This window comes from Burkholderia sp. S-53, from assembly GCF_025560745.1.
In the GTDB taxonomy this organism is placed as follows: domain Bacteria; phylum Pseudomonadota; class Gammaproteobacteria; order Burkholderiales; family Burkholderiaceae; genus Burkholderia; species Burkholderia pyrrocinia.
On record NZ_CP090483.1, the window covers coordinates 1,833,799 to 1,859,085 of the forward strand.

Consider the following 25,287-nt stretch of genomic DNA (forward strand, 5'->3'; position numbering starts at 1 on the left):
GACGACGGATGACGAAGGTTCAACCCGACTGGCTCGCGCTCGCGACGCGTTTCGCGCAACTGCCCGACGCGCAGCGCGCGGTCTTCATCGACAAGCTCGGCGCGGCCGGCATCGACTTTCGCGTGCTGCCGATCCCGCCGCGCACGCCGCGCAGCGACCGTGTGCCGGCGTCGTTCGCGCAGACGCGGCTGTGGCTGCATGCACGCCTGATCGATGCGCCCGACGCGTATCACATCACCGAGCGTCTTGCGCTGACGGGCCCGCTCGACGCGCATGCGCTGCGTCTCGCGTGCGACGCGCTGATCGCGCGCCACGAAGCGCTGCGTACGACCTTCGACGAGGCGCAGGACGGTGTCGCGCAAACGATCCATGCGCCGTTGCGCTGCCCGTGGCGCGAAACCGATCTCGAAGCGTTGCCGGACGCGCAACGCGCCGCGCGCGCGGAGGCCGTCGCGACGGCCGACGAAGCCGAACCGTTCGAGCTCGGCGCGGCGCCGCTCGTGCGTGCGCACCTGGTCCGTTTCGACGCGACGCATCACTGGCTCGCGCTGACCGTGCACCACATCGTGTCGGACGGCTGGTCGTCCGGCGTGATGCTCGAAGAACTCGCGGCGTTCTACCGCGCGTATGCGTCCGACAAGCCGGTGCCGCTCGCGCCGCTGCCGATCCAGTATGCGGACTACGCGCTGTGGCAGCGTCGCTGGCTCGACGCCGGCGAACGCGACCGCCAGCTCGCGTTCTGGCGCGAACGGCTCGATCCGCAGCGCGGCGTGCTGACGCTGCCGGGTGCGGCCGCACGACCGGCGCGCCGCAGTGCGCGCGGTGCGCGCCATGTGTTTTCGCTCGATGCGCGCATCGGCGCGCAACTGCGTGCGTTCGCGGCCGCAACGGGCGCGACGCCGTTTGCGGTGTTGCTCGCCGCGCTCGATGCGCTGCTTGCGCGCGCGACCGGCGATGCGCGGATCTGCGTCGGCGTGCCGGCCGCGAACCGCGAACGCGCGGAAGTCGCCGGCCTGATCGGCTTCTTCGTCAACACGCTTGCGATCGATGTCGACGTGCCCGCGCACGGCGATTTCTCGTCGCTGGTCGCGCGCACGCAGCGCGCGCTCGTCGACGCGCAGATGCATCAGGACGTGCCGTTCGAGCAGGTGGTCGATGCGCTCGGCGTGCCGCGCAGCGCGAGCCACCATCCGCTGTTCCAGGTGATGGCCGCGTACGGCGAGCGCCGCGCGCTGCCGGCGCTCGGCGCGGCAGCGGCCGCGTTGCTGCCGTCCGGCACGCCATCCGCCAAATTCGATCTCACGCTTTCCGTCGAGGCGACGCCCGACGGTACGTTCGACGCCGCGTTCATCTACGCGCTCGACCTGTTCGATGTAGACGCGATCGCGCGGCTGGCCGCGCGTTTCGTCACGCTGCTCGCCGATGCGCTCGCGCGCCCCGACATGCCGGTCGGCGATCTCGACTGGCTGCCCGCCGACGAGCGGGCACAGCTCTTTGCATGGAACGCGCCGGCGGGCGCGACCGAAGCCGAGCCGTTCGTGCCCGTGCACGCGCGCATCGCCGCGCATGCGCACGCGCGGCCCGATGCACGCGGCGTCGCCGATATCGATCGTGCGCTGACGCGCGGTGAAGTCGACGCGCGCGCGGCACGCCTCGCACGTCATCTCGTTGCAGCCGGCGTGCGGCCCGAGATGCGCGTCGGCGTCGCGCTGCAACGCTCGGTCGACCTGCTCGTCGCGCTGATCGCGGTGCTGAAGTCCGGCGCCGCGTTCGTGCCGCTCGATCCGGCCCATCCGCGCGAACGGCTCGCGCAGATCGTCGGCGACGCCAACATTGCGCACGTGCTGACCGACGGCGCAAGCGCCGCGTCGTTGCCCGAGCTGCCGGAACTGCGCGTGTGGCGCGCCGATGAAATCGATGCACTCGACGCAGCCGCGGACGTCGCGCTGCCGGACGTGCTGCCCGGTCATGCGGCCTACGCGATCTACACGTCGGGCTCGACCGGCAAGCCGAAGGGCGTGATCGTCGACCATGCGTCGTTCGCGCTGCATTGCGCGGCGATCGCCGAGCGCTACGGCGCCGGCGAGCAGGACGTGTTCCTGCTGTTCCAGTCGGTCAACTTCGACGGCGCGCACGAAGGCTGGTTTTCGCAATACATGTCGGGCGCCGCCGTGTCGGTGACGGCCGACGTGCTGTGGCCGCCCGCGCAGACCTGCGCGATGATGGTCCGCGACGGCGTGACGATGACCTACGTGCCGCCCGGCTGCGCCGCGCAGCTCGCCGAATGGGCGCTCGCGCACGGCGCACCGCCGACGCTGCGTTCGCTGACCGTCGGCGGCGAAGCGACGTCGCGCGAGGCGTTCACGATGCTGCGCCGCGCGCTGCCGAACGTGCGCGTGGTCAACGGCTACGGCCCGACCGAGACGGTCATTACGCCGACGCTGTGGATGTTCCGGCCCGGCGACGATCTCGCGAAGCTCGGCGACGCCGCGTATCTGCCGATCGGCACGCTGGTCGGCGCACGCACCGCGCACGTGCTCGACGAGCGGCTGCATCCGCTGCCGGTCGGCGTGATCGGCGAGCTGTACCTGGGCGGCGAGGGGATCGGCGTCGCACGCGGTTATCTCGACCGTCCGGCGCTGACGGCCGAGCGCTTCGTGCCCGATCCGTACGGCGCGCCGGGCGCGCGGCTGTACCGCACGGGCGATCTGGTGCGGCGCCGCGCGGACGGCGTGTTCGACTTCATCGGCCGCGTCGATCACCAGGTGAAGCTGCGCGGGCTGCGCATCGAACTCGGCGAAATCGAGGCGCAGCTTGCCGCGCACGACGCGGTGCGCGAAGCGTGCGCGGTCGTGCACGGGCAGGGCGCGCTTGCACAGCTCGTCGCGTATGTCGAACTGACCGCCGACGCACAGGCGGCCGCGCAGTCCGTCGAAGCCGCGACGCTCGACGCGCACCTGCGTCGCACGCTGCCCGACTACATGGTGCCCGCGCAACTGATCGTGCTCGACGCGCTGCCGCGCAACGCGAACAGCAAGGTCGACCGCGCGCGGCTGCCGGCGCCCGTGCGGGTCGAACGCGCGTACGAAGCGCCGCACGACGGCGATGAAGCCGCGCTCGCGGCGATCTGGTGCGACGTACTCAATCTCGAACGCGTTGGCCGAGGCGATCACTTCTTCGATCTCGGCGGCCATTCGCTCGCCGCCGTGCGTGTCGCGACGCGCGTGGCCGAACGGCTCGGCCGCGACGTGCCGGTGCGCGCGCTGTTCGAGGCGCCGGTGCTCGCGCAATACGCGCTGCAGGTGGCCGACGCGCCGCGCGCCGCGCATGCCTACGCAACTGCGCCGGGCGTCGCAGTTGCCAAACCCGACGCAAACGGCGTGTGGCCGCTGTCGCCCGCGCAGCTCGGCCTGTGGTTCCTGTGGCGCGCGCAGCCGGACAGCGCCGCGTACAACATTCCGGTCGCGCTGCGCGTGCGTGGCCCGCTCGACATCGATGCGCTGCGCGCCGCGTTCTCCGATGCGGCAGCCGTGCATCCGGCGCTGCGTGCGCGGCTCGTCGCTCGCGACGGCGCGCTGCCGGGCCAGCGGATCGACGCGGCGGAGCCGGTCGCGCTGCCGGTCGTCGACCTGTCGGCGCAGCCTGATGCGCTTGCCCGCGCGTCGGCGCTGACCGACGACGATGCGCTCGCGCCCTTCGACCTTGCCGCCGATGCGCCGCTGTGGCGCGCACGCGTGCTGCGGCTCGGCACGGACGACCATGTGTTGTCGGTGACGATCCATCACATCGTGTCGGATGGCGAATCGATCGAGCTGTGGCTCGACGCGGTTCGTGCGCGCTATGTCGCTCGCGTCCGCGGCGACGCCGTGCCGGCAGAAGAGGCCGTCCAACCGGCCGCCCAACTGGTCGTCCAACCGGCCGTACCGCTCGTACTGCCCGCGCCGTGCCATCCGGCCCGCGTCGCGTACTGGCGTGACGCGCTGGCCGATCTGCCGTCGCGCGTGCTGCCGCAGCGCGCGGACGCGCCGGCCGTGCCGCAATGGCGTGCGGCACGCATCGCGTTCGAATTCGACGCGTCGCTGATCCGCGCCGCGCGCGACGCGGCGTCGGCCGCGCACGCGACGCTGCCGATGCTGCTGCACGCGGCGCTCAACACGGCGTTGTTCCGCGCGACGGGCGCGGCCGACCAGCCGGTCGGCGTGCTCGCGTCGACACGCGAGCTGACGGGCGATGCGGCACGCGATGCGCTCGGCCTGTTCATCAATTCGGTCGTCGTGCGTACGCGGATCGACCCGGCCGCGCGCCGCGCGGACGTGCTTGCACAGGTGCGCGACACGGCGCTCGCCGCGTATGCGCATGCCGACGTGCCGTTCGCCGACGTCGTCGCGGCGCTGCGCGCGCCGCGTATCGCGCGGGCCAATCCGCTGTTCCAGGTGATGTTCAACTACCTGCGCCCGACGGGCGCGGCTGCACGCGACTGGGCCGGCCTGTCGCTGGCGGCATTCGACGACGTGCGCCATCGCGTCGTGTTCACGCTTGAGCTGGACGTCGTCGAGCATCCGGATGGCCGCGTGAGCGCTGCGTTCTCGTATGCGGACGAACTGCTCGACCGCGGCTTCGTCGATGCGGTCGTCGATGTCTATCACGACGAAGTCGCGCGCTTTGCCGGCGTGTCGGAAGCGGCGCTCGGTGCGCCCGACAGGCATGCGGCCACACAGGCGGCTTGCAGCGCGCAAGCGAGCCGGGAAGCATCGGCCGACGCACCGTCGCACGCGGCTGGCGCGCTCGCGGCGCTGTGGTCGGACACATTCGCGACGGCCGCGCCCGAGCCCGGTGCGGATCTGTTCGAAGCCGGCGCGACGTCGTTCGACGTCGTGCGTTTCGTCGACGCGGCCGGCCGTGCCGGTCATGCGCTGACGGTCGCCGACGTGTTCGCGTCGCCGACGCTCGCGGCACTCGGCGCGCGGCTCGATGCGCGCGCGGAAACAGGACAGGAGGAACGCCATGCTGGCTGAAGTGCGTCCGGACGGATTCACGATGCCCGATACGTGCCGCCTCGCGTTCGCGGACGGCCTGTTCGCCGCGCGCGACGGTTCGCAGATCCGCGTCGCGCAGGGCGACGGCATCGGCGCGCAGATGCTGCGCGCGCAACTTGCCGACGACGGCACGCTGCGCCTCGTCGCGTACAACCATCGCGCGGCGCCGGCCGACCAGCGGCGCGCGCTGCTGGCCGCGCTGTCCGCGGCGTTTTCGGACGGCGCGCACCATGCGGCGATCCGGCTCGACCCGGCCGCGTGGCCGGCGGTCGCGCTCGATGCGCTGCGCGCGAGCGGCGTGCTCGCCGACGGCGGCCGCTGCATGCGCGACGGCTGGGCGCAGCAGGCCGATCTGTGGCTCGTCGGCACGCACCTGCGGTGCGCGACGCTGCCGATGCTCACCGACGGCCGGCGTCACCCGCGCCGGCCGCCGGCGCCGCGCGGCGACGTCTACGCGCGCGACCTGCCGGCGCTCGGCGTGCGCTTCACGCTGCGCGGCTGGCAGCCGGCGGAAGACGCCGCGCGGCTCGCGCGCTGGTTCGACGAGCCGCGCGTGCGCGACGGCTGGCCGGGCGCGCAGCCCGGCGCGGACGGCACGCAAGGTGCCGCACCCGACGCCGATCCGCACGTGACGCCGCTCGTCGGCTGTTTCGACGGCGAGCCGTTCGCGTACTTCGAGGCGGTCTGGCTGAAGGAAGACGCGCTCGCGCCGCACGTCGCGGCGCGCGACTACGACCGCGGGCTGCGGATGCTGGTCGGCGAGCCGCGCTGGCGCGGCCCGCATTGCGTCGCTGGCTGGCTGCCGTCCGTCGTTCATTACCTGTTTCTCGACGACCCGCGCACCGAAGCGGTCGGCTGTGCCGTTCCGGCCGGCCACGCGCGGGTTGCCGACCATCTCGCGCGGCATGGCTTCGCGCGGCAGCGCCGTCTCGCGCTGGCCGACGCGCAGCCGCTATGGATGCGCACGCTGCGCGAGACGTTCTTCTCCGGCCGTCACGTCTGACGGGCCGGAATCACCAACAAGGGACCTGAGACATGCAGAGAGAAACCGTATTCGACCTGATCGGCGTCGGCTTCGGGCCGTCGAATCTGGCGCTGGCCATTCGCCTCGCGGAGCGCAGCGGCGCACGCACGTTCGCCCATTGCTTCGTCGAGCGCCAGCCGGAATTCGGCTGGCATCGCGGGATGCTGCTCGACGATTGCCGGATGCAGATCTCGTTTCTGAAGGATCTCGTCACGATGCGCGATCCGAAAAGCCGCTACACGTTCATCAACTACCTGTTCGAACGCGGCCGGCTGAACGAATTCGTCAACCTGAAGAACTTCTATCCGACCCGCGTCGAATTTCACGACTACCTGAGCTGGGTCGCCGATGCGTTCGACGATCGCGTTCATTACAGCGAGACCGTGCTGGCGATCGAGCCCGTGCACGGCGACGGCGCGCGAATCGATGCGCTGCGCGTGCTGTCGCGCGACGCCGCGGGCCACGAGCGCCTGCGCGTCACGCGTGCGCTGTCGGTCGGCGTCGGCGGCACGCCGGCGATTCCGGACGCGTTCGCCGCGCTCGGCCGTGACCGCGTGATCCATTCGTCGACGTATCTGGCCGACATCGACCGGCTCGTCGCGTCGCCGGACGGCGAGCGCCGCCGCGTCGCGGTGATCGGCGCGGGGCAGAGCGCGGCCGAGGTGTTCATCGACCTCGCACGCCGCTTCCCGCACGTCGACGCGAGCCTCGTGATGCGTGCCGGTGCGCTGAAGCCGGCCGACGACAGCCCGTTCGTCAACGAGATCTTCAGCCCCGAGTTCACCGATGTCGTCTATGCGCAGCCGCACGACGCGCGCCGCGCGCTGCTCGAACGCTATCGCGACACGAACTACGCGGTGGTCGACCGGCCGCTGATCGAGCAGATCTACGAAATGCTGTACCTGCAGCGCATCGACGGCACGCCGCGTCATGCGCTGCTCGCGAACAGCGCGATCGAGGCCGCGGTGCGCACCGGCGACGGCCGCATCGAGCTGACGCTGCGCGACCGGATGAGCGGCGATACGCGCGTCGAGCGCTTCGACGCGCTCGTGCTCGCGACCGGCTATCGCCGCGACACGCATTCGGCGCTGCTCGAAGGGCTCGCGCCGTACCTGGGCGACGCGCTCACGCGCGGCGACGTGACGCGCGACTACCTGCTCGCGACGCCCGAGCACTTCGCGCCGCGCATCTACCTGCAAGGCTGCTGCGAAGACAGCCACGGATTGTCCGACACGCTGCTGTCGGTACTGGCGCGCCGCGCGGACGAGATCTGCGCGTCGCTCGAAGACGGGATCGCACCCGCCCATGATGAAGGTGCGGCCCGGGCAAGACAAGAAAACGGGGTGAGCGCGGGCCGGATGGCTTTCGCTCTTTGACAAAGGCGCGGTCGGAGACCGCATGAAATAAGTGGAGCAGAGAAAGATGGAGTGGGCAACAGGCACGCGTTTGCGTGCGATCGCAGCCGCGGCGAGCGTGGCGTTCGGTGCGGCGGCGGGGCAAGCTTATGCCCAGACGGCGCCGGCCGTGAACGCAGGCGCCGCGGCGTCGGCCAGCAGTGCGCAGAGCGGCGCGTCGGCGAGTGCGTCGACCGGTGCGAAAAATGGCACGACGAACGGCGCGCAGAGCGGCACGCTGCCGGCGATCACCGTCAACGCGGCCTCGGAAGGCGACGGCACGGTCGGGCTCGTCGCGAAGCGCAGCAGGACCGGCACGAAGACCGACACGCCGCTCAACGAGATCCCGCAGACGATCAACGTCGTCACCGCGCAACAGATCGAGATGACCGGCGCGACCGACGTAAACGCGGCGCTGCGCTACGTGCCGGGCTTCTCGACGTACGGTTCGGATAACCGTTCGGACTGGTACGCGGCGCTGCGCGGCTTCACGCCGACCGCCTACGTGAACGGGCTGCAGGTGCCGAACACGATCAACCTCGCGAGCTGGCGCGTCGATCCATACATGATCGACAGCATCAACGTGCTGCGCGGGCCGACGTCGGTGCTGTACGGCGCGGGCGACCCCGGCGCGATCATCGACGTGCAGACCAAGCTCGCCGACGGCGAGCGCGTGCGCGAAGCCGGGGTGCAGATCGGCAACTATGCGCGCAAGCAGTTCATGATCGACGTCGGCGACAAGCTCGATGCCGACGGCAAGTACGCGTACCGGTTCGTCGGCGTCGCGCGCGACGGCAATGCGCTGACGGGCCCGAACAACGACCAGCGCGTCGCGCTCGCGCCGTCGTTCCGCTGGCGCCCGAACGCGGATACGTCGCTGACGCTGTCCGCGACGTACCTGCAGGACTGGGGCGACATCTCGTCGAACTTCCTGCCGGCGCAGGGCACGGTGCTGCCGAACCCGAACGGGCAGATCAACAAGGACGTGTACGAAGGCGACCCGAACTTCAACTACTACCGCAAGAAGCAGTGGTCGGTCGGTTACCAGTTCGAGCAGAACCTGACGTCGGCGTGGACGTTCCGGCAGAACGTGCGCCTGATGCACCTGTCGCTCGACAACGGCTCGGTGTTCGGCAACGGCTTCGTCGAAGGCAGCACGACCGACGTGTCGCGCTGGGCCGGCGTGTTCCAGATGAACTACAGCCGCTTCGACATCGACAACAACGTGGAAGGCCGTTTCGCGACGGGCCCGCTCCAGCACACGCTGCTGCTCGGCTTCCAGTACAACCGCCAGACCGCGACCGACAGCGAATGGCTCGCCGCCGCGCCGCCGCTGAACCTCTACAACCCGGTCTACCTGCCGGTCACGACGGCGGTGTTCGATCCGGCTTCGACGTTCCGCACCAACACGTACACGACGCTGAACACGTTCGGCCTGTACGCGCAGGACCAGATCAAGTGGAACCGCTGGACGCTGACGCTCGGCGGCCGCGAGGACTGGGCCAACATGCGGATGGACGACCGCGCGGCCGGCACGTCGACGAAGGCGGACGTCACGGCGTTCACCGGCCGCGTCGGCCTCACGTACCAGGGCGACTACGGGCTGTCGCCGTACGTCAGCTACGCGACGTCGTTCAATCCGCTGATCGGCGTGAACCTGGTCGGCGGCGGGCTGCCGCAGCCGACGCGCGGCAAGCAGATCGAGGCCGGCCTGCGCTGGCAGCCGCCCGGCAAGAACCTGATGCTGAACGCGGCGATCTACCAGATCAACCAGACCAATGTGCTCACGTCGGCGCTGCCGAGTCAGGACCCTACCGGCACGAAGTCGGTGCAGACCGGTGAAGTGCGTTCGCGCGGGATCGAGCTGAGCGCGACCGGCAAGCTCACGCGGAACCTGTCGCTGATCGCGTCGTATGTCTACCAGGACGTGAAGAACGTGAAGGCGAACGACGCATCGCTGAACAACTGGCCGGTCGATATTCCGCGTCCGCGCCAGATGGCGTCGCTGTGGACCGACTGGACGTGGCACACGGGGCCGCTCGCGGGCTTCGGCCTCGGCGGCGGCATTCGCTACCAGAGCGCGTCGGCCGGTGCGGCCGACAACTCGCTGACGGTGTCGAGCGTCACGGTGTTCGACGCGGGCGTGCATTACGACACGCGTAACTGGCGCTTCGCCGTGAACGGGACGAACCTGGCCAACCGCCACTACATCAGCGGTTGCCAGTCGGCCAACGTCTGCGTGTTCGGCACCGACCGCACGGTGATCGCGACCGCGAAATACAACTGGTGACGTCGCGCGCCGCGGCCTGCCGACCTTCGTGGCCGGCGCGGATTGGCCGCGGCGCCTTCGTCCGCTTTTTCCACGACGCATCCATGCCGAAGAAAAATCTCGTCTACATCCAGTCGCTGCGCAACGGCGCGGCCGATCGCGCCGGCCAGCCGGTCGCTTATCAGGGCGGCACGCGCTACATGAAGGCGCCGCTCGAATTCCTCGTCGAGCGCCTGAACGACTCGCCGCTCGGCGAGCGCTACACGCTCAAGGGCGTGATCGTCGACGACGACGACGGTTCGCCGGCCGACCGCGCGAAGGTGGCCGACTACGGCTTCGCGCGCACGCCGGGCCGGCCGTGGATCCTGCCGGAAGGGTTGACGGTGCAGGGCCGGCCGGTCGACGAACTGTTCTGCTCGATTCCGTCGACGTACCGGCGGCTGCCGCGCGACGCGAGCGAGCGCGCTGCGGCCAAACAGGCGTTCGAGCGCCGCCTGCTCGAGCGCCTGCTCGAACTCGACGCGGAGGTCGTCGTGCTCGACGGGCTGCTCGTGATCCTCGACGAACTCGTCCGGCCCGGTGCGCGCTTTCACCGGCGCATCGCGAACATCCACCCGGGCATCACGGCCGACGCTTCGCCGTACCAGCGGCGCGGTGCGTGGGCGACGCTCGACGCGCTGCACGGCGCGCGCGGCGAACGGGTCGACTGGGCGAGCGGCGCGACGTCGTCGGTCGAACCCGTGACGATGACGGGCGCGTCGTTCCACTACGTCGACAACGGCATCGATTCCGGCGAGGTGATCTGCGACGTGCTCGACACGCCGATCGCGCCGGACGACACGATTCTCGAACTGCGCTGGAACAACTTCCAGCGCAGCCTGTTTCCGGCGCTCGAGCGAGGGCTTCACGTGCTCGCCGACCGCCACGACGCGGGAGCACTGTGATGGAAGACACGCTGACGAAACCGGCCGGCGCCGCGGATGCCATCGAAGGCGAGGTGGCGGCCGCACTGGACGGCGCCGCGCACGGGCAGGCCGCACCGGTTGCCGAGCGCACGCTCGACGCATGGCGGCCCGACGATTCGCCGGACGTGCTGCTCGCGGCGTTCGTCGAGCTGTTCAACACGGACACGCGGCACGACGCGGCAACGATCTCGGTGCCACTCGGCGGCGCCGGCGCAGCGGCCGTCGAGTCGTACGTCGCACGCGCGGTGCGCGAGGGCGTCATCGACGGTGCGCAGGTCGCCGGCGACACGCTGCGCCTGAACGTGTCGCGCACGACGTTCTGGCAGAACCCGCGGCCGTGGCTGAAGGCGCCCGCATCGGGCGGGATGCCGCTGCGCTACGCGATCACGAACGGTCACCGGCACCCGGTGCGGCCGCCGTCGCCGGCCGGCGAGATCTATGCGCGCACCATGCCGCAGGTCGGGATGACGTTCAGCCTGCGCACCGTCGATATCGACGCGCACGCGGACTTGTTCAGCGGCTGGATGAACCTCGATCGCGTCGCGCAGTTCTGGGACCAGCGCGGCACGCGCGACGAGCATGCGGCGTATCTCGCCGAGCGGCTCGCCGATCCGCACATGCACCCGATGATCGGCTATTTCGACGATACGCCGTTCGGCTATTTCGAGTTCTACTGGGCGAAGGAGGACCGCCTCGCGCCGTTCTACGATGCGCACGACTACGATCGCGGGCTGCACCTGCTGATCGGCGACTCGCGCTTCCAGAGCGCGGGCAAGCTGCATGCGTGGTGGAGCGGGGTGCTGCACTACATGTTCGTCGACGAACCGCGCACGCAGCGGCTCGTCGGCGAGCCGCGCGTCGATCACGTGCGGCACATCGCGTACATGCACCGGCTCGGGTTCCATACGCTGAAGGAATTCGACTTCCCGCACAAGCGTGCGGCGCTCACGGTGATCGAGCGCGACACATTCTTCGACACTTTCCGGTTGCCGTGACGGGACGGGTGCGCAGCGTCGGGACGACGTTGCGCGCGGCCGTGCTTCGTGCGGGCATCGGCCGTTCGGGATATGGACCGCGCGGCCCGCGTCGTGAAGAATGGATCGCTCTCCTCATCGACGACAGGCCGGAAGCATGACAAAAACATCCGTGACAGCGTGGGGCGCGACATCCGATTCGCGCGTCCTTAAATTGACATATGCCGCCATATGCCTAGAATGGGCGCATCGTACTCCCATGGAGTGGCTCATGCGCACCGTTTCCATTTTCAAGAACGCCCGTAACCAGGCAATCCGCATCCCGAAGGACATGGAGTTCGAGGGCGTGACGGAACTCGAGATCCGCCGTGAGGGCGACACGCTGCTGCTGCGTCCCGTACGCCCCACGTGGCTGTCGTTCGCGAACGAACCGCTGGCCGACGCCGATTTCCTCGCCGAGCGTCCGGCCATCATCGAGTCCGGCCGTTTCGATCTGTCCGGCGATGCCGGCGAGCCGACGGAGTCCGGCCGGTGACCACGCTCTACATGCTTGATACGAACATTTGTTCGTTCATCATGCGCGAGCGGCCGCCGGTGGTGCTGTCGCGGCTGCAGTCGTGCGTGAACGCGCAGCACCGGATCGTCGTGTCGGCGATTACCTATGCCGAGATGCGGTTCGGCGCAGTCGGCAGGAAGGCGTCGCCGAAGCATGCGGAACTCGTAACGGCCTTTGTGTCGCGGCTGGATGGCGTGCTGTCGTGGGATACGGCGGCCGTCGATGCAACGGCGGCGATTCGCGCGGATCTCGCTGCGCGCGGCACGCCGATCGGCGCGAACGATGCGTCGATCGCAGGGCATGCGATCGCGGCCGGCGCGGTGCTCGTCACGAACAACGGGCGGGAATTCGGCCGTGTCGCCGGGTTGTCGCTCGAGGATTGGGCGGCCTGAGCGCAGTGCGGCAAAAGCGCGATGACGTTGCTGCTCCGCAGCGGCGCGTCACGCGTGCGGCGCGGGCGGATCAACGAGAAAGGCGTGGCGGAACGCGTCGAGATACCGGTCGGCGTCATCGATGAATTCGCCCGGCAACAGCGCGAACGCACGTGCCAGCAGATCCTGGCCGAGCGCCGCGTAAGTCGCTTCGTCGGACAACAGCGCGCGGATGGCGTCGCGCGTTTGCGGTGAAGCAATCCGCTTCGCATCCCGCGCAAGCAGCGCGGCGGCGGCGATGCCCGGCTGGAATGCGTGCGTCTCGAGCAGGTCCGGCGCGGCATCCCAGATGCGTTCGCGGTTGCCGGCGTCGTGAAAATTGCGCAGCAGGAACAGCAGGTCGTACGCGTCGCTGTTCTGGCGCGCGCGCCGGTCCTTCCATGCGAGCAACTTCAGCAGCGCGAGCGCCGGCAGGCTGGCCACCGGCACCACGGTGTGCGCATCGATCGACACCGGCTGCGCGGTGTCGACCGCTTCCTGGAACCCGAGCACGTTCAGCACGAATTCGCCGCCCGGCGGCCACACGATTTCGCCCGGCGGCGTTTCGAGCGGCCCGAACGGCACGAGATCGAGCTCGGTGCGAAAACCGTGCGTTCCGCTTTCGAACAGCAGTTTCTGCTGCTGTTTCGGCGCGCGCGTGAATTGCCCGGTCGCGACGAGCGCATCGACGAGTTGGTCGTGAAACGGCCAGCTCACCGCGCACACCGCAACGTCGACGTCCCGTGTCGCGCGCACCGGCCGGATGCCGTGCACGTGCCACATCAGGATGTCGCGCGCGGTTGCGCCAGCGACGACGAAGGCCGCATCGAGGCGCGCGCAGGCCAGGCCGACTGCTTGCAGCAATGCGACCGCGGCGGGCTCGAGCGGCCGGCGCGCATCGACTTCAAGCGGGCGGGTGGGCGAGGTATCGGTCATGGATCCGTTCGGCGGCGGCAAGATTGCGGCTGTCCCCGGACGAGACGAGATCCGCGTAGATCAGGAGCGGCGGTACGAGCGGCATATCCTGCTCGTGCCAGTCGAGCGCAGGCGAGCGCGGCCAGAACGCTTCGAGGATTTCGACGTCGCCGCGCTCGTCAGGACGCAGGCGGGCCTGGAGCAGCAGGCGGTTCGGCACCGCGCCGTGCGTATAGACGGTGATCGCGGCCGGCTTCAGATCGTGCGTCAGCAGGTCGGCCGCTGGCTCGCCGCCAAGCCGTGCATCGAACGACGCAAAATCGAAACCGCGCCACCAGTCGGGCGCGAGGCCGGCAAACCGGCGGCTCGACAGCTTCGCGCGCAAGCGGCTCGGGTACAGCGCGACCCATTCCTGCACGAAGCGCGGCCAGTCGGGAATCAGGCGCTCGCCGTTGCGGCGCTGCCCGACGAGGCCGCGCGCGATCAGGTCGTCCATCGCGAGATTGACCGTGCCGAGCGCGACGCCCGACGCGGCGGCAATTCCCCGATACGGCTGCGCGACGAGGCCCGGCTGCGTCGCGAGCGCGAACATCACGGCCAGCCCCTTCGGCGTCGTCGCACGCGACGCCTGCCGGCGCGGTGCGCGTGCGGGCTTCGGCCGGCCCGCGATCATCACGGTCGCCTCCGGCTGAATCAGGCATGCGTTGCCGGCGGTGTCGAGAAACGGAATGCCCTGGTCGGTCAGAGCGGCGGCCAGTTCGGCCGAAAGATACGGCGCGATCAGCATCAGCGGCCGCTCGCCGGGCATCGGGGCAGCGCCGCCGCGGCGGCGCAATTCCGCGAGCGCGCCCGGCAGCGATTCGACGCGCACGCTCACGGCGGCCGGCATCTCGAATGCCTGCCCGGCAACGTCGAAGCGGATCATCGCGTCGGCATGCGCGTTGTATGCGGCCGGCACTCGCACGGGCCGCGCGCTGAAGCGCCGGGTCGCGCGTTCGAACGCGGCGCAGGCTTCGTCGAGCACGTGCTGTTCCGACATCGGGAGGGGGGCGTTCTCGGGCATCAGAGGCGATCGCTTGTTCACTTCTTCGTCAGCGTACACAAAAAATGTACAAACGTCAAAAAGTGAACATACATCTGCAAGTCTTTGATGCATAGATGATATTTCAGATATCTGAGCAGCCATCGCCGGACCCTCATGCACGGGAAATCGATGCGGAGCACACAGTTTCACGTGTCCGGATCGTGTGCGGCAGTCGTCCGGATGGCCAGCGTGCGCTTACCCAGTGTCGTGTCCGATATGGCAACTACCAGTTGCTACCGCGACGACTTTCCGTCTGCCCGGTTGCCGTCGAACCGACTATCCTTGCCTGCACATTCCCCACCGGACACAGGAGACGACACCGTGACGCACAGCGTGATTCCCGCAGGCCTTGCCGATGAAATGATCGAGATCCGGCACCGCATCCATGCGCATCCCGAACTGGGTTTCGAGGAATTCGCGACGAGCGACCTCGTCGCGGAGCAACTGCAGTCGTGGGGCTACACGGTGCATCGCGGGCTCGGCGGCACTGGCGTCGTCGCGCAGTTGCAGGTGGGCAACGGCGCGCAGCGCCTCGGCCTGCGCGCCGACATGGACGCGCTGCCGATCCACGAGGCGACGGGCCTGCCGTACCAGAGCACGATCGCCGGCAAGATGCACGCGTGCGGCCACGACGGCCACACGGCGATGCTGCTCGCAGCTGCGAAGCATCTCGCGCGCGAGCGCCGCTTCTCGGGCACGCTGAACCTGATTTTCCAGCCGGCCGAGGAAGGGCTCGGCGGTGCGAAGAAGATGCTCGACGAAGGCTTGTTCGAGCTGTTCCCGTGCGACGCGATCTTCGCGATGCACAACATGCCGGGCTTCCCGACGGGCAGGTTCGGTTTCCTGCCGGGGCCGTTCATGGCGTCGTCGGATACCGTGATCATCGACGTGCAGGGCCGCGGCGGCCATGGCGCGGTGCCGCACAAGGCGATCGATCCCGTCGTCGTGTGCGCGCAGATCGTGCTGGCGTTGCAGACGATCGTATCGCGCAACGTGTCGCCGCTCGACATGGCGATCGTCACCGTCGGCGCGATCCACGCGGGCGAGGCGCCGAACGTGATTCCCGATCGCGCGCAGATGCGCCTGTCGGTGCGCGCGCTGAAACCGGAGGTGCGCGACCTGCTCGAGACACGCATAAAGGAAGTCGTGCACGCGCAGGCGGCCGTGTTCGGCGCGACCGCGACGATCGACTACCAGCGCCGCTACCCGGTGCTCGTCAACGATGCGGAGATGACCGCGTTCGCACGCAACGTCGCGCGCGAGTGGGTGGGCGCCGCGAACCTGATCGACGGGATGGTGCCGCTTACCGGCAGCGAGGATTTCGCGTTCCTGCTCGAGAAACGGCCGGGCTGCTACCTGATCATCGGCAACGGCGACGGGGAGGGCGGCTGCATGGTGCACAACCCGGGCTATGACTTCAACGATGCTGCGTTGCCGACGGGCGCGTCGTATTGGGTCAAGCTGGCCGAGGCGTTCCTGGTCTGACGCAGCGGTGCGGCGGCGTGGCCGCCGCTGCACCGTGTGCGCAAGCGCGTCCACGTCCACGAAATCGGACGCGTGCAGGCTGCACATTGATTTGACGCTCCTTGACATCGGCGGGACAGGCCGCGTGCTACGCTGCGCGCGACGCCGGACCGGCTCGATGAATACAGGTGTGGACGACATGCGAAGACAGTTTCTGACCGTGCTGACGGCTTGTGCGGTCGGCGTTCTGGCGGCCGGGTGCGACGACCAGAAGGTGGCCGATGCGGTCAATGCGATCAAGCCCGATCCGATGGCGTTCGGCAACCTGCAGCCGGGCGTCTCGACGGTCGAGGACGTGCTCCGCCAGGCCGGCAAGCCCGAGATGGTCAGGCAGGGCGACGACGGCTCGCAGCGGTTCGAGTATCCGCGCGGCCCGTACGGCACGAGCACCTACATGCTCGATTTCGGGCCCGACGGCCGGCTCGTGTCGATCACGCAGGCGCTGACGGCGGTGAACATCGCGAAGGTCGTGCCGGGGATGTCGAAGGACGACGTGCGGCAACTGCTCGGCAAGCCGACCGAGGTCGCGCAATACGCGTTGAGCCATGAAGAGGTGTGGAGCTGGCACTGGGCCGAGGGCGGCGTATCGGGCGACGGGATGTTCAATGCGCATTTCTCGCCCGATGGCATCGTGATCCGGACCTCGCGTTCGGAAGCGCCGGGCCGCGAAAAACCCTGACCTGACGAACGAAGCAACGCATGCGGCGCGGGGCCGGACATCGGCAAGGTCACCGTTGCGGTCGAATACGATATGTACCAATATTTGGTATATGATGATTGCCTTGAAAAGGAGGTGACTCATGTCGCGAAACACATCCGTTTCCCTGGGCGACCACTTCGCTGAATTCGTCGACGCTCAAGTGCAATCGGGGCGATACGGTTCCGCAAGCGACGTCGTGCGAGCCGGTTTGCGGCTCCTCGAGTCACACGAAACGCAAATGCGTGCGTTGCAAGAAGCGTTGAAGGCCGGTGAGGCATCAGGGGCGCCCAAGCCCTTCGACAGCGAGGCGTTCCTGGCCCGCATGCGGGCAACGCATGGCGGTTAAAGGCAGACAGCTTCAGCTGACTCCGCTGGCCGAGCTCGATCTCGCAGACATTTGGCGGTATACCGTCGAGCATTGGTCGCTCGAGCAGGCGGACCACTACCACCGCGATCTGATCGGGACAATGGAAGCACTGGCGCACGGGAAAAAGGCCGGTCGGACTTGCATTGTTCGGGATGGGTATCTCCGGTACGCAATTGGCTCCCACGTCGTGTTCTATCGCGAAACGGACAACACGATCGATGTGATTCGGGTCCTGCATCAGCGGATGGATATCGAGCGACATCTGTAGTCGCGCACGTCGAGCGGTGCGATCGTCGCAAAGGGGCCCGCATCCCAGTATGACTTGTGCCGTCTCGATCCGGGCGCGGCATCGATCAATCTAGAACGCTTCGCCGTTGAACAACGCCACGACCGCATCCGGATTCGACGGCCAGTACATGTGCATGTACGTCGCGACGATCGCGCCGCTGCGATAGACGGCTTCGCCGCTGCCCGAGCCGCCGTCGGGGCGCACTGCGTTCGCGACCGGTTCCAGCGGCGTCGCGAGCCGCGAATAGTGGAACGTATGGCCGCGCATCGGCCCGGTGCGCGTATCGAGCTGCTGCATGCCGAGCGCCGCGAACCGGCGCTGCATCGTCGCGTGGCCCGGCAGCAGGCCGAGCATCGGCGTCGTCGCACCATCCACGTCGGCCAGCGATTCACACAGATACACCATCCCCCCGCATTCCGCGACGATCGGCCGGCCGGCGGCCGCATGCGCGCGAATCGTCCGCGCGGTTTCGTGATTCGCCGCGAGCGTAGCCGCATGCAGCTCCGGATAGCCGCCCGGCAGGAACAGCGCGTCGCAATCGTCCGGCACCGGTTCGTCGGCGAGCGGAGAGAAGAACCGCACCTGCGCACCGAGCGCATCGAGCAGCGCGAGATTCGCCGGATAGATGAACGAGAACGCCGCATCGCGCGCGACCGCGATCCGCTTGCCGGCGAGCGCATGCGGCAGCGGCGCCGCGACGTCCGGTTCCGCGAACGCGACGGCAGGCGGCAATTCGGCGAGCGCCGTCTGCGCGAGCACGTCGGCCGCGCGCTCGAGCCGCGCTTCGAGGTCGTCGATGTCGGCCGGCTGGTGCAGGCCGAGATGCCGCTCCGGCAGCGCGATGCCTGCGTCGGCCGGCACGTGCCCGAGCCAGCGCAGGTCGCCGGGCAGCGCCTGTTGCAGCAGTTCCGCGTGCCGGGCCGAGCCGACGCGGTTCGCCAGCACGCCGTGAAACGGCAGCCCCGGCCGGAACCGTGCGAGCCCGAACGCGATCGCCGCGAAGGTCTGCGCCATCGCCTTCGCGGAAATCACCGCGACCACCGGTACGCCGAACGCGGTTGCGAGATCGGCACTGCTCGGCGTGCCGTCGAACAGCCCCATCACGCCCTCGATCAGGATCAGGTCCGCATCGCGCGCGGCGTCGGCAAGCAGCGCGCGGCAGCCGGCCTCGCCGACCATCCCGAGGTCGAGCGCATGCACGGGCGCGCCGCTCGCGCGTTCGAGCAGCATCGGATCGAGAAAATCGGGCCCGGTCTTGAACACGCGCACGCGGCGGCCGAGCCGGCGGTGCAGCCGCGCGAGGCCGGCCGTCACCGACGTCTTGCCCTGGCCGGACGCGGGCGCGCTGACGAACAGCGCGGGGCAGGCCGGCACGCTCAGAACTCCACGCCGCGCTGCGCCTTCACGCCTTGCTCCTTGTACGGATGCTTGACGAGCCGCATTTCGGTGACGAGATCGGCCGCGTCGATCAGCGCATCGGGCGCGTGCCGCCCGGTGACGACGACGTGCACCGACTCCGGACGCGCGACGAGCGTCGCAAGCACTTCGTCGAGCGGCAAGTATTCATACTTCAGCACGGTGTTCAGCTCGTCGAGAATCACCATCCGGTAGTCGCCGCTTTCGATCATCCGGCGCGCTTCGTCCCAGCCCTTGCGCGCGGTCGCGATGTCGGCGTCGCGGTTCTGCGTGTTCCACGTGTAGCCGTCGCCCATCGTCACGAAGTCGCATTCCGCGACCGCGCCGAGGAAGTCACGCTCGGACGTGTGCAGCGCGCCCTTGATGAACTGCACCACGCCGAGCCGCATGCCGTGGCCCAGCACGCGCACGGCCATGCCGAACGCGGCCGTGCTCTTGCCCTTGCCGTTGCCGGTGTGGACGATCAGCAGGCCTTTTTCATGGGTGGCGGCGGCCTGCTTCTTCTCGTGGCCGGCACGGCGGCGCTCGGCCATCCGCTGATGGGATTCGGAATCGGTCTTCATCGGGAATCGTCCTGTCGAAAGCGAAACTATGGGTTCAGAGCGGGCCGGCGAGCGCGACCGTCACGCCGTCACGGATGGATTTGGGGCCCAGCAGCCGGCCGTGCGGCGCCGCGAGTTGCGCGCACGGCTCGGCCACGCCCGGGACGCCGAAGCGCGCGAGCGCGGCGTCCGACGGGCCGCTCGCGGCCAGTTCGGGACGGCTCGCGAGTTGCGCCGCGTCGAACGCGACGAGCGGCCAGCCGCGTCGCGCGCACAGCGTGCGCAGCGCGCGGGCACGCGCCTTGTCGGCGAGCGTCGCGACGAGCGCCGGTTCGGCGGCCGGGTAAAGCGCCAGGGCTGCGCGGATCGCGGCATCGAGTTGCGCGGCCGTCACGCCCGCGCGGAAACCGACGCCGAGCGCGACGCGCATCATGCACCGCCGCCGAGCGCGGCACGCACCGCGGGATCGTCGGCCAGCGCAGCGACGCGGCCGATCACGACGATCGCCGGCGAACCGATGCCGGTCGCGCCGACGCGTTCGACGACGGTGTCGAGCGTCGCGAGCACGTGCCGCTGTTCGGGGCGCGTCGCGTTCTCGATCGCCGCGCATGGCGTATCGCCGGGCAGGCCGCCGTCACGCAGCGCCGCCGCGATCGCATCGAGCCGGCGGATGCCCATGTAGATCACGATCGTCATGCGCGTGGCCGCCAGCGCGCGCCAGTCGGGCTCGTCGGCGCCCGCGCCGTGGCCGGTGACGAAGATCACGCCCTGCGCGTCGCCGCGCTGCGTGACCGGAATGCCGAGTGCGGCCGGCGCGGCGATGCCCGCGGTGATGCCGTTCACGACTTCGACCGGAAAACCGGCCGCACCGAGCGCGGCCAGTTCCTCGCCGCCGCGGCCGAACACGAACGGATCGCCGCCCTTGAGCCGCGCGACGCTGCGGCCGGCGCGCAGGTGCGCGAGCATCGCGGCGACGATCGCTTCCTGCGGCGTCGACGCATGGCCGCCGCGCTTGCCGACATGCTCGATGTGCGCGTCGGCGCGCGCATGGCGCAGCACGTCAGGGTTCACGAGATCGTCGACGAGCAGCACGTCCGCCGCGCCGATCGCGCGCACGGCCTTGAGCGTCAGCAGGTCGGCGTCGCCGGGGCCGGCGCCGATGAGCCACGCGCGGGTCATCGCGCGCGGCACGGCGCGCACCGTGTCGAAACAGTGGAAAGGGGCAGGCGGGCGGCACATCGGCGGCCGGCGAACAGGCAACGCATAACGGATCGGGCGAAGCCCGCGCGAACGCGGGCGGAATGCGCACCCCATCCGTCCCCCGCGGACCGGGCGTTCGGCGAGCACCGGGCTCGCCCCTTGCGTCGGCCGGTATCCGGGCTGGCCGCTTGCCAGGCCGCGGCCTTCCCGCCCGGCTGAAGGGCAGTGGCATCGTGGGCGGCATGGGCGCGTGCGCGGGGAAGCGCGTCGCGCGGGCGGCGTACCGTTGCGGGGACAGCACAGGCCGGGCGGTCGTCCGCCTCCTGTTTCCCGTTTAACTGCGTGCGCGGAATGCGCATGCGAGCACCGAACGCGGCGCTACGATAGCACAGCGTGCCGGTGCAAACGCAGGTGGGGCCGGCGCACGGCGCGTGATGCGCGGGCCGCCGCGGCTCCGGTTACCGATACAGGATCTGTCGCTTCAGATCCTTCGAGATGCTGCGCGCGGCGTCGGCCCATTCGGCGAGCTTCGTACCGCTGCACACGTTGCCGACGAGATCGCGATCGAGCACCCGCGTCACGTCGACCGTCCGGCCGTCGCGGCGATAGGTCGAGCGGTACGCGATTTCGCCCGCGCGGACGTCGACGTCGGGCGGTATCGCGAGTATCTCGACGTCGGCCGGCAGCGTGATCCGGTAGCGTTCCTCGAGCCGCGTCCCGGCGCAGACGCCTTCGAAGCGCTTGTCCTTCTGCCGAAGGACGAAATCGGCGAATTCGCGGATCCTGCCGAAATTCGGCAGCGACGGCACCGCGAACGCCGCAGGGCCCGGCATCAGCGACAACTGATTCAGCGTGCCGCGCAGCGCGATCGAGAAGGGCTGGTCGAGTGCGTCAAGATGATGCGGAGTCATCTTCAGTTCGCCGGAGAGGCCGGAACGGCGCAGCATCTCGTCGGCCAGCCGTTTCGGCTGAACGTAGACGAACATCTGCCGCGCATGCTGGACCGCCTGGCCGTCGAGCGCGATGTCGCCCGTCATCGCCGCGTTGCCGTCGCGGTCGAGGTCGAGCGCGTAGGCGAGCAGCGAACGGCTGTTGCGGCCGTTTTGCGGCGGCGTGCGGATCAGGTTGCCCGTCGCGGTGTCGAGCGCGGGCTTGCCGCTCGCCTCGAACGGCAGCGCGCCGAACGGCAGCACACCGGCCGTCGTATCGGCAAATGCGTCGAATTCGGGCAGCCACACGATCGCGTGATTGAACGTCAGCACGTCCGGCGCGTCGGGCAGGCGATAGCGATCGCCGAGGTTGACCAGTACCGTGCGGCTCTCGATGCCCTTCGCCGCGAGCAGCGCGGACAGCAGCGTCACCTGGTCCTTGCAGTCGCCATAGCGGTTCGCAAGCACGGCGTCGGCTCGATGCGGGACCACGGGCCCGGCGCCGAAATACACGCCGACATAGCGGATGTTGCGGGCAACCCACGCATACAGCCGCATCGCCTGCTCGCGACGGTCGTCGACACCCGCGGTGATCTGGTCCGCGAGCGCGCGGATCGCGTCCGCGGGCGCCTGCTTGTCGGCGGCGCGCGCCTGATACGCGCGTGCGATGTCTGCATAGCCCGAGAAATTGCTCGCGATGAAGACGGGGCCGATGTCCGTCCACGCGACCGTGTTCGCCTGTTCTTCGATCGGGCCCGGCGCGGGCGTTTCATAGTGGTAAGCGCGGATCCGGCGCCCGTTGCGCGTCGTATCGGAAGTCGTGCGCATCTCCCTCGCTTCGATCGCGACGGCCATGCCGGCCGGCGTATCGAGCGTGACGTTCGCGGCGCGGTAGTCTTCGGTCGGCGGAAACGCGAGCTGCACGCTGAATTTGCCGGGGAACAGCGTATCCGTGTCGGTCAGCGTGTACGAAAGCCGGATCGAGTCGCCTTTCGCGAGCGCGGGAAACGCGACGATGCGCAGGTGCTCGGCGCTGAATTGCGGCGCCGCGGCCGTGACCGGCGCCGGCCGGTCGAAGATGCCGTGCCGGACATCGACCGGCACCGTCGAGCCGTCGGCGTGCACGGTCTGCGCGGCATTGATGTCGAGCGTCTGGAGCTGCGCGTTGTACGGCAGCACGTACTGGCCGAAGCGGGCGATCGCGGCGTCCGTCAGCAGCTTGATCGACAGATCGACCTGCGCGGTGCGCCTGCCGGATGCGTCGACCTTGATCGTGTTGTCGAGTCGTTCGACCTGGTAGTCGGCGGCGAAAGCGATCGGCGACGCGAGCGTCAGCAACGCGGCGATACCGTAGCGCGCGACGCGAAAGAGAGAAGTGCAATGTCGAATCATGGGTGCAATCGGTAGTCAGGAATCGAGTTGGGAAAGTCGCGCACGGAATCCCGTGCTGCATGACACCGATCGGAATCCATGCTCGCTTGCGTTCGGATTTGTTTCAAATGCCTTGAGTCCTTTCATGAAGCATCCCCGTAGATTGACGATCACGGACGTGGCATACGACCGTGGTCGGGTTTTCTTTTCGTACCGTGCAACTTTACAGACACCGCTTTGAAGCCCGCAGCGTTTGCAGAATGCAGTACGACCACACCAGCACTTTTGCGATCGCCGCGAAAGGCGCGGCCACCTCCTTTACCGAGAATGGAAAAATGAGTGCCATAGTCAGCCACACGACGATGGCGACGTATGACCGGAGCGTGTTCATGGTTCGTGTGGATGTCGACAGGGAAGAGTCAATGGACTAGACCGTATCCAGAGCCCCCTGATACGTCCATCGCAGTGCATGCGTCTGGCCGGCCGCATTCGCTGACAGACCTCGGCCCGGCTGGCATCGCAGTCGCCGGCCAATCCCGGCGGAAGATTGAACAACCGTCAACTCGCCCGTGCGCGGTTGGGCGTGCCACTTGCACAACTCAAAAGGACTTCACGACGAACCCATCCACGCGCATACGACGCCATCGGCGTGACAGTCGTCGTGCACGCGATGCCGGTTCATCGTGATTGACACGGCCGGTCGCCTCGACGTAGTCGGGCGCGATCGACAAGACCGAGCAACGGGACAATGACGGCCGCGGCCCCGCCTTTCACCTTGACGCTCCCGCCCCCGACGCCTACACTCGCACGCGTTTTGGTGCTCGCGCGTGCCCTCCGGCGCGCGCAGTTAAACGGGAAACAGGGAGCCTGCCTGCGTCGCAGTCGAGCCAACCTGTGCTGCCCCCGCAACGGTAAGCGAACGCATCGTGCCCGCCGCGATGCAGCGCCGCTTCGCCGCATGCCGCGCGCATGCGGACGACCGCCACTGGATGCCCTGCGTATCCGGGAAGGCGAAGCGGCGTGTTCGCCAGCCCGGATACCGGCCTAAACGTTGGGGTTCAGCGCCGCGGGGAGGCGGCGCATCGTCCACGGCCGCAGCGTGTCCGACACCCGAGCGTTTCCCGATTCCCGTCGTCCGACCGCCTGCGCGAGCGCGCATGATCCGGCCCGATGAAGGGCCGGACCGCGCGGGGCCGCGCAGCGACGGCCGTGTTGGCATTCTTCATGTCGACCGTTCGCAAGGGAGCACCATGCTCGACCCGCTTTCCCGCCTGTTCAACGACAGCCCGTCCGGGCTGCGCGGCAAGATCGTCGCCATCTATTCGTTGTTGATCGCGTTCAACGTCGGCGCGTGGATCTGGGCGTTCATCGCGTTCCACGGCCAGCCGGTGCTGCTCGGCACCGCGCTGCTCGCGTACGTGTTCGGCCTGCGCCACGCGGTCGATGCCGACCACATCGCGGCGATCGACAACGTCACGCGCAAGCTGATGCAGGAGGGCCGCAGCCCGCTCGGCGCGGGCCTGTTCTTCTCGCTCGGGCATTCGACGGTGGTGATCGTGATGTCGGTCGTGGTCGCGCTGACGGCCGCGTCGCTCGCGCGCTTCGAGAGCATGAAAGCGTGGGGCGGCGTGATCAGCACGAGCGTGTCGGCGTTCTTCCTGCTGGTGCTCGCGATCGCGAACCTGCTGATCCTGATTTCCGTCTACCGGACGTTTCGCGCCGCGCAGCGCGGCGAGCCGATCGTCGACGCCGATCTCGACCTGCTGCTGAACCAGCGCGGTGTGCTCGCGCGCCTGTTCCGTCCGCTGTTCCGGCTCGTGTCGCGCAGTTGGCACCTGTATCCGGTCGGGTTCCTGTTCGGCTTCGGCTTCGACACGGCGACCGAGATCGCGCTGTTCGGCATCTCGGCGGCGCAGGTGCAGGGCGGCCTGTCGTTCTGGTCCGTGATGGCGCTGCCGATGCTGTTCACCGCCGGCATGACGCTGGTCGACACGACCGACGGCATCCTGATGATGGGCGCGTATCGCTGGGCGTACGTGCGGCCGATCCGCAAGATCTACTACAACATGACGATCACCTTCGTGTCGGTGCTGGTCGCCGCGCTGATCGGCGGCATCGAGGTGCTCGCGCTGCTCGCGGACAAGCTGTCGCTGCGGGGCCCGGTGTGGGACTTCGCGTCGATGGTGGCGTCGCACTTCGGCATGCTCGGCTATGTCGTGATCGGCCTGTTCCTCGCATGCTGGCTCGTGTCGGCCCTCATCTACCGGTTAAAGCGCTACGACGAGATCGACGTGACGATCTCTGCCTGACTCCCCTTACGAA

Annotated in this window: 21 protein-coding genes and 2 riboswitches; of the genes, 14 read left to right on the forward strand and 7 right to left on the reverse strand. The window is 68.9% G+C overall.

All coding sequences use genetic code 11. The features are described 5' to 3' along the window. The first annotated feature begins 8 nt into the window (after nucleotides 1-8). From LXM88_RS13425 to LXM88_RS13460, 8 genes are all read left to right on the forward strand, one after another. Nucleotides 9-5,015 (forward strand): non-ribosomal peptide synthetase, encoded by a 5,007-nt coding sequence (locus LXM88_RS13425; protein ID WP_262542788.1) that lies wholly within the window; start codon nucleotides 9-11, stop codon nucleotides 5,013-5,015. Further along, complete coding sequence (locus LXM88_RS13430; RefSeq protein ID WP_262542789.1) at nucleotides 5,005-6,039, forward strand: GNAT family N-acetyltransferase; 1,035 nt, start codon at nucleotides 5,005-5,007, stop codon at nucleotides 6,037-6,039. Before LXM88_RS13425 ends, LXM88_RS13430 begins: the two co-directional genes overlap by 11 nt. Before the next feature lie 32 nt (nucleotides 6,040-6,071). After that, entirely contained in the window at nucleotides 6,072-7,436 is a 1,365-nt protein-coding gene (locus LXM88_RS13435) for a lysine N(6)-hydroxylase/L-ornithine N(5)-oxygenase family protein (RefSeq protein WP_262542790.1), read from the forward strand. A gap of 46 nt (nucleotides 7,437-7,482) precedes the next feature. After that, entirely contained in the window at nucleotides 7,483-9,744 is a 2,262-nt protein-coding gene (locus tag LXM88_RS13440; RefSeq protein ID WP_262542791.1) for a TonB-dependent siderophore receptor, read from the forward strand. A gap of 83 nt (nucleotides 9,745-9,827) precedes the next feature. Continuing rightward, the gene (locus LXM88_RS13445) at nucleotides 9,828-10,667 is read left to right on the forward strand and encodes a formyltransferase family protein (protein WP_262542792.1); all 840 of its coding nucleotides are present in this window, start codon (nucleotides 9,828-9,830) and stop codon (nucleotides 10,665-10,667) included. Then, nucleotides 10,667-11,683: a GNAT family N-acetyltransferase gene (locus LXM88_RS13450; protein WP_262542794.1), complete on the forward strand. Its 1,017-nt coding sequence runs from the start codon at nucleotides 10,667-10,669 to the stop codon at nucleotides 11,681-11,683. Before LXM88_RS13445 ends, LXM88_RS13450 begins: the two co-directional genes overlap by 1 nt. Nucleotides 11,684-11,933: 250 nt before the next feature. Next, entirely contained in the window at nucleotides 11,934-12,197 is a 264-nt protein-coding gene (gene vapB / locus LXM88_RS13455) for a type II toxin-antitoxin system VapB family antitoxin (protein ID WP_262542796.1), read from the forward strand. Next, nucleotides 12,194-12,610 (forward strand): PIN domain-containing protein, encoded by a 417-nt coding sequence (locus LXM88_RS13460; protein ID WP_027787436.1) that lies wholly within the window; start codon nucleotides 12,194-12,196, stop codon nucleotides 12,608-12,610. Before vapB ends, LXM88_RS13460 begins: the two co-directional genes overlap by 4 nt. Nucleotides 12,611-12,658: 48 nt before the next feature. Here LXM88_RS13460 and LXM88_RS13465 read toward each other — a convergent pair whose 3' ends face one another. Next, the gene (locus LXM88_RS13465; protein WP_262542797.1) at nucleotides 12,659-13,564 is read right to left on the reverse strand and encodes a nucleotidyl transferase AbiEii/AbiGii toxin family protein; all 906 of its coding nucleotides are present in this window, start codon (nucleotides 13,562-13,564) and stop codon (nucleotides 12,659-12,661) included. Further along, nucleotides 13,533-14,606, reverse strand: a complete 1,074-nt coding sequence (locus tag LXM88_RS13470) for a type IV toxin-antitoxin system AbiEi family antitoxin (RefSeq protein WP_262542798.1) — start codon at nucleotides 14,604-14,606, stop codon at nucleotides 13,533-13,535. Before LXM88_RS13470 ends, LXM88_RS13465 begins: the two co-directional genes overlap by 32 nt. 342 nt (nucleotides 14,607-14,948) lie before the next feature. Between LXM88_RS13470 and LXM88_RS13475 the strand changes: the two genes are divergently transcribed. The 4 genes from LXM88_RS13475 (at nucleotide 14,949) to LXM88_RS13490 (ending at nucleotide 17,486) form a co-directional block, all read left to right on the forward strand. Continuing rightward, on the forward strand, nucleotides 14,949-16,112 hold the full coding sequence (locus tag LXM88_RS13475) for a M20 aminoacylase family protein (protein WP_262531662.1): 1,164 nt from the start codon (nucleotides 14,949-14,951) through the stop codon (nucleotides 16,110-16,112). Nucleotides 16,113-16,290: 178 nt separating this feature from the next. Next, nucleotides 16,291-16,830: an outer membrane protein assembly factor BamE gene (locus LXM88_RS13480; RefSeq protein WP_262531663.1), complete on the forward strand. Its 540-nt coding sequence runs from the start codon at nucleotides 16,291-16,293 to the stop codon at nucleotides 16,828-16,830. 121 nt (nucleotides 16,831-16,951) lie between these two features. Beyond that, nucleotides 16,952-17,197: a type II toxin-antitoxin system ParD family antitoxin gene (locus LXM88_RS13485; protein WP_262531664.1), complete on the forward strand. Its 246-nt coding sequence runs from the start codon at nucleotides 16,952-16,954 to the stop codon at nucleotides 17,195-17,197. Continuing rightward, the gene (locus tag LXM88_RS13490; protein ID WP_262531665.1) at nucleotides 17,187-17,486 is read left to right on the forward strand and encodes a type II toxin-antitoxin system RelE/ParE family toxin; all 300 of its coding nucleotides are present in this window, start codon (nucleotides 17,187-17,189) and stop codon (nucleotides 17,484-17,486) included. Before LXM88_RS13485 ends, LXM88_RS13490 begins: the two co-directional genes overlap by 11 nt. Nucleotides 17,487-17,576: 90 nt before the next feature. On the opposite strand, the gene LXM88_RS13495 is transcribed toward LXM88_RS13490, so the two are convergent. From LXM88_RS13495 to LXM88_RS13515, 5 genes are all read right to left on the reverse strand, one after another. Then, the gene (locus LXM88_RS13495; RefSeq protein ID WP_262531666.1) at nucleotides 17,577-18,881 is read right to left on the reverse strand and encodes a cobyrinate a,c-diamide synthase; all 1,305 of its coding nucleotides are present in this window, start codon (nucleotides 18,879-18,881) and stop codon (nucleotides 17,577-17,579) included. Between the two features lie 2 nt (nucleotides 18,882-18,883). Further along, nucleotides 18,884-19,486, reverse strand: coding sequence for a cob(I)yrinic acid a,c-diamide adenosyltransferase (gene cobO / locus LXM88_RS13500; protein WP_034184156.1), 603 nt, complete (start codon nucleotides 19,484-19,486; stop codon nucleotides 18,884-18,886). A gap of 34 nt (nucleotides 19,487-19,520) precedes the next feature. Continuing rightward, nucleotides 19,521-19,898 carry a cobalamin biosynthesis protein gene (locus LXM88_RS13505; RefSeq protein WP_262531667.1) on the reverse strand — a complete coding sequence of 126 codons (378 nt, stop codon included), beginning with the start codon at nucleotides 19,896-19,898 and terminating at the stop codon, nucleotides 19,521-19,523. Continuing rightward, the gene (gene cobA / locus LXM88_RS13510; RefSeq protein WP_262531668.1) at nucleotides 19,895-20,704 is read right to left on the reverse strand and encodes a uroporphyrinogen-III C-methyltransferase; all 810 of its coding nucleotides are present in this window, start codon (nucleotides 20,702-20,704) and stop codon (nucleotides 19,895-19,897) included. Before cobA ends, LXM88_RS13505 begins: the two co-directional genes overlap by 4 nt. A 110-nt stretch (nucleotides 20,705-20,814) precedes the next feature. Further along, a riboswitch (cobalamin riboswitch) is annotated at nucleotides 20,815-21,051 on the reverse strand. Between the two features lie 72 nt (nucleotides 21,052-21,123). Further along, complete coding sequence (locus LXM88_RS13515) at nucleotides 21,124-22,986, reverse strand: DUF3857 domain-containing transglutaminase family protein (RefSeq protein ID WP_262531669.1); 1,863 nt, start codon at nucleotides 22,984-22,986, stop codon at nucleotides 21,124-21,126. A 239-nt stretch (nucleotides 22,987-23,225) separates the two neighbouring features. On the opposite strand from LXM88_RS13515, the gene LXM88_RS13520 reads away from it, so the two are divergent. Together LXM88_RS13520 and LXM88_RS13525 are read left to right on the forward strand one after the other, a co-directional pair. Then, entirely contained in the window at nucleotides 23,226-23,396 is a 171-nt protein-coding gene (locus tag LXM88_RS13520) for a hypothetical protein (protein WP_262531670.1), read from the forward strand. 367 nt (nucleotides 23,397-23,763) lie between these two features. Then, a riboswitch (cobalamin riboswitch) is annotated at nucleotides 23,764-24,027 on the forward strand. Between the two features lie 188 nt (nucleotides 24,028-24,215). Then, on the forward strand, nucleotides 24,216-25,274 hold the full coding sequence (locus LXM88_RS13525) for a HoxN/HupN/NixA family nickel/cobalt transporter (protein WP_262531672.1): 1,059 nt from the start codon (nucleotides 24,216-24,218) through the stop codon (nucleotides 25,272-25,274). Nucleotides 25,275-25,287 lie beyond the last annotated feature (13 nt).

Excerpts from the sequence above, each read along its gene's own strand:
- LXM88_RS13425 (WP_262542788.1), top strand. The coding sequence starts at position 9 with ATGACGAAGGTTCAACCCGACTGGCTCGCGCTCGCGACGCGTTTCGCG.
- LXM88_RS13430 (WP_262542789.1), top strand. The coding sequence starts at position 5,005 with ATGCTGGCTGAAGTGCGTCCGGACGGATTCACGATGCCCGATACGTGC.
- LXM88_RS13435 (WP_262542790.1), top strand. The coding sequence starts at position 6,072 with ATGCAGAGAGAAACCGTATTCGACCTGATCGGCGTCGGCTTCGGGCCG.
- LXM88_RS13440 (WP_262542791.1), top strand. The coding sequence starts at position 7,483 with ATGGAGTGGGCAACAGGCACGCGTTTGCGTGCGATCGCAGCCGCGGCG.
- LXM88_RS13445 (WP_262542792.1), top strand. The coding sequence starts at position 9,828 with ATGCCGAAGAAAAATCTCGTCTACATCCAGTCGCTGCGCAACGGCGCG.
- LXM88_RS13450 (WP_262542794.1), top strand. The coding sequence starts at position 10,667 with ATGGAAGACACGCTGACGAAACCGGCCGGCGCCGCGGATGCCATCGAA.
- vapB (WP_262542796.1), top strand. The coding sequence starts at position 11,934 with ATGCGCACCGTTTCCATTTTCAAGAACGCCCGTAACCAGGCAATCCGC.
- LXM88_RS13465 (WP_262542797.1), bottom strand. The coding sequence starts at position 13,564 with ATGACCGATACCTCGCCCACCCGCCCGCTTGAAGTCGATGCGCGCCGG.
- LXM88_RS13470 (WP_262542798.1), bottom strand. The coding sequence starts at position 14,606 with ATGCCCGAGAACGCCCCCCTCCCGATGTCGGAACAGCACGTGCTCGAC.
- LXM88_RS13480 (WP_262531663.1), top strand. The coding sequence starts at position 16,291 with ATGCGAAGACAGTTTCTGACCGTGCTGACGGCTTGTGCGGTCGGCGTT.
- LXM88_RS13485 (WP_262531664.1), top strand. The coding sequence starts at position 16,952 with ATGTCGCGAAACACATCCGTTTCCCTGGGCGACCACTTCGCTGAATTC.
- LXM88_RS13490 (WP_262531665.1), top strand. The coding sequence starts at position 17,187 with ATGGCGGTTAAAGGCAGACAGCTTCAGCTGACTCCGCTGGCCGAGCTC.
- cobO (WP_034184156.1), bottom strand. The coding sequence starts at position 19,486 with ATGAAGACCGATTCCGAATCCCATCAGCGGATGGCCGAGCGCCGCCGT.
- LXM88_RS13505 (WP_262531667.1), bottom strand. The coding sequence starts at position 19,898 with ATGATGCGCGTCGCGCTCGGCGTCGGTTTCCGCGCGGGCGTGACGGCC.
- cobA (WP_262531668.1), bottom strand. The coding sequence starts at position 20,704 with ATGTGCCGCCCGCCTGCCCCTTTCCACTGTTTCGACACGGTGCGCGCC.
- LXM88_RS13515 (WP_262531669.1), bottom strand. The coding sequence starts at position 22,986 with ATGATTCGACATTGCACTTCTCTCTTTCGCGTCGCGCGCTACGGTATC.
- LXM88_RS13520 (WP_262531670.1), top strand. The coding sequence starts at position 23,226 with ATGCAGTACGACCACACCAGCACTTTTGCGATCGCCGCGAAAGGCGCG.
- LXM88_RS13525 (WP_262531672.1), top strand. The coding sequence starts at position 24,216 with ATGCTCGACCCGCTTTCCCGCCTGTTCAACGACAGCCCGTCCGGGCTG.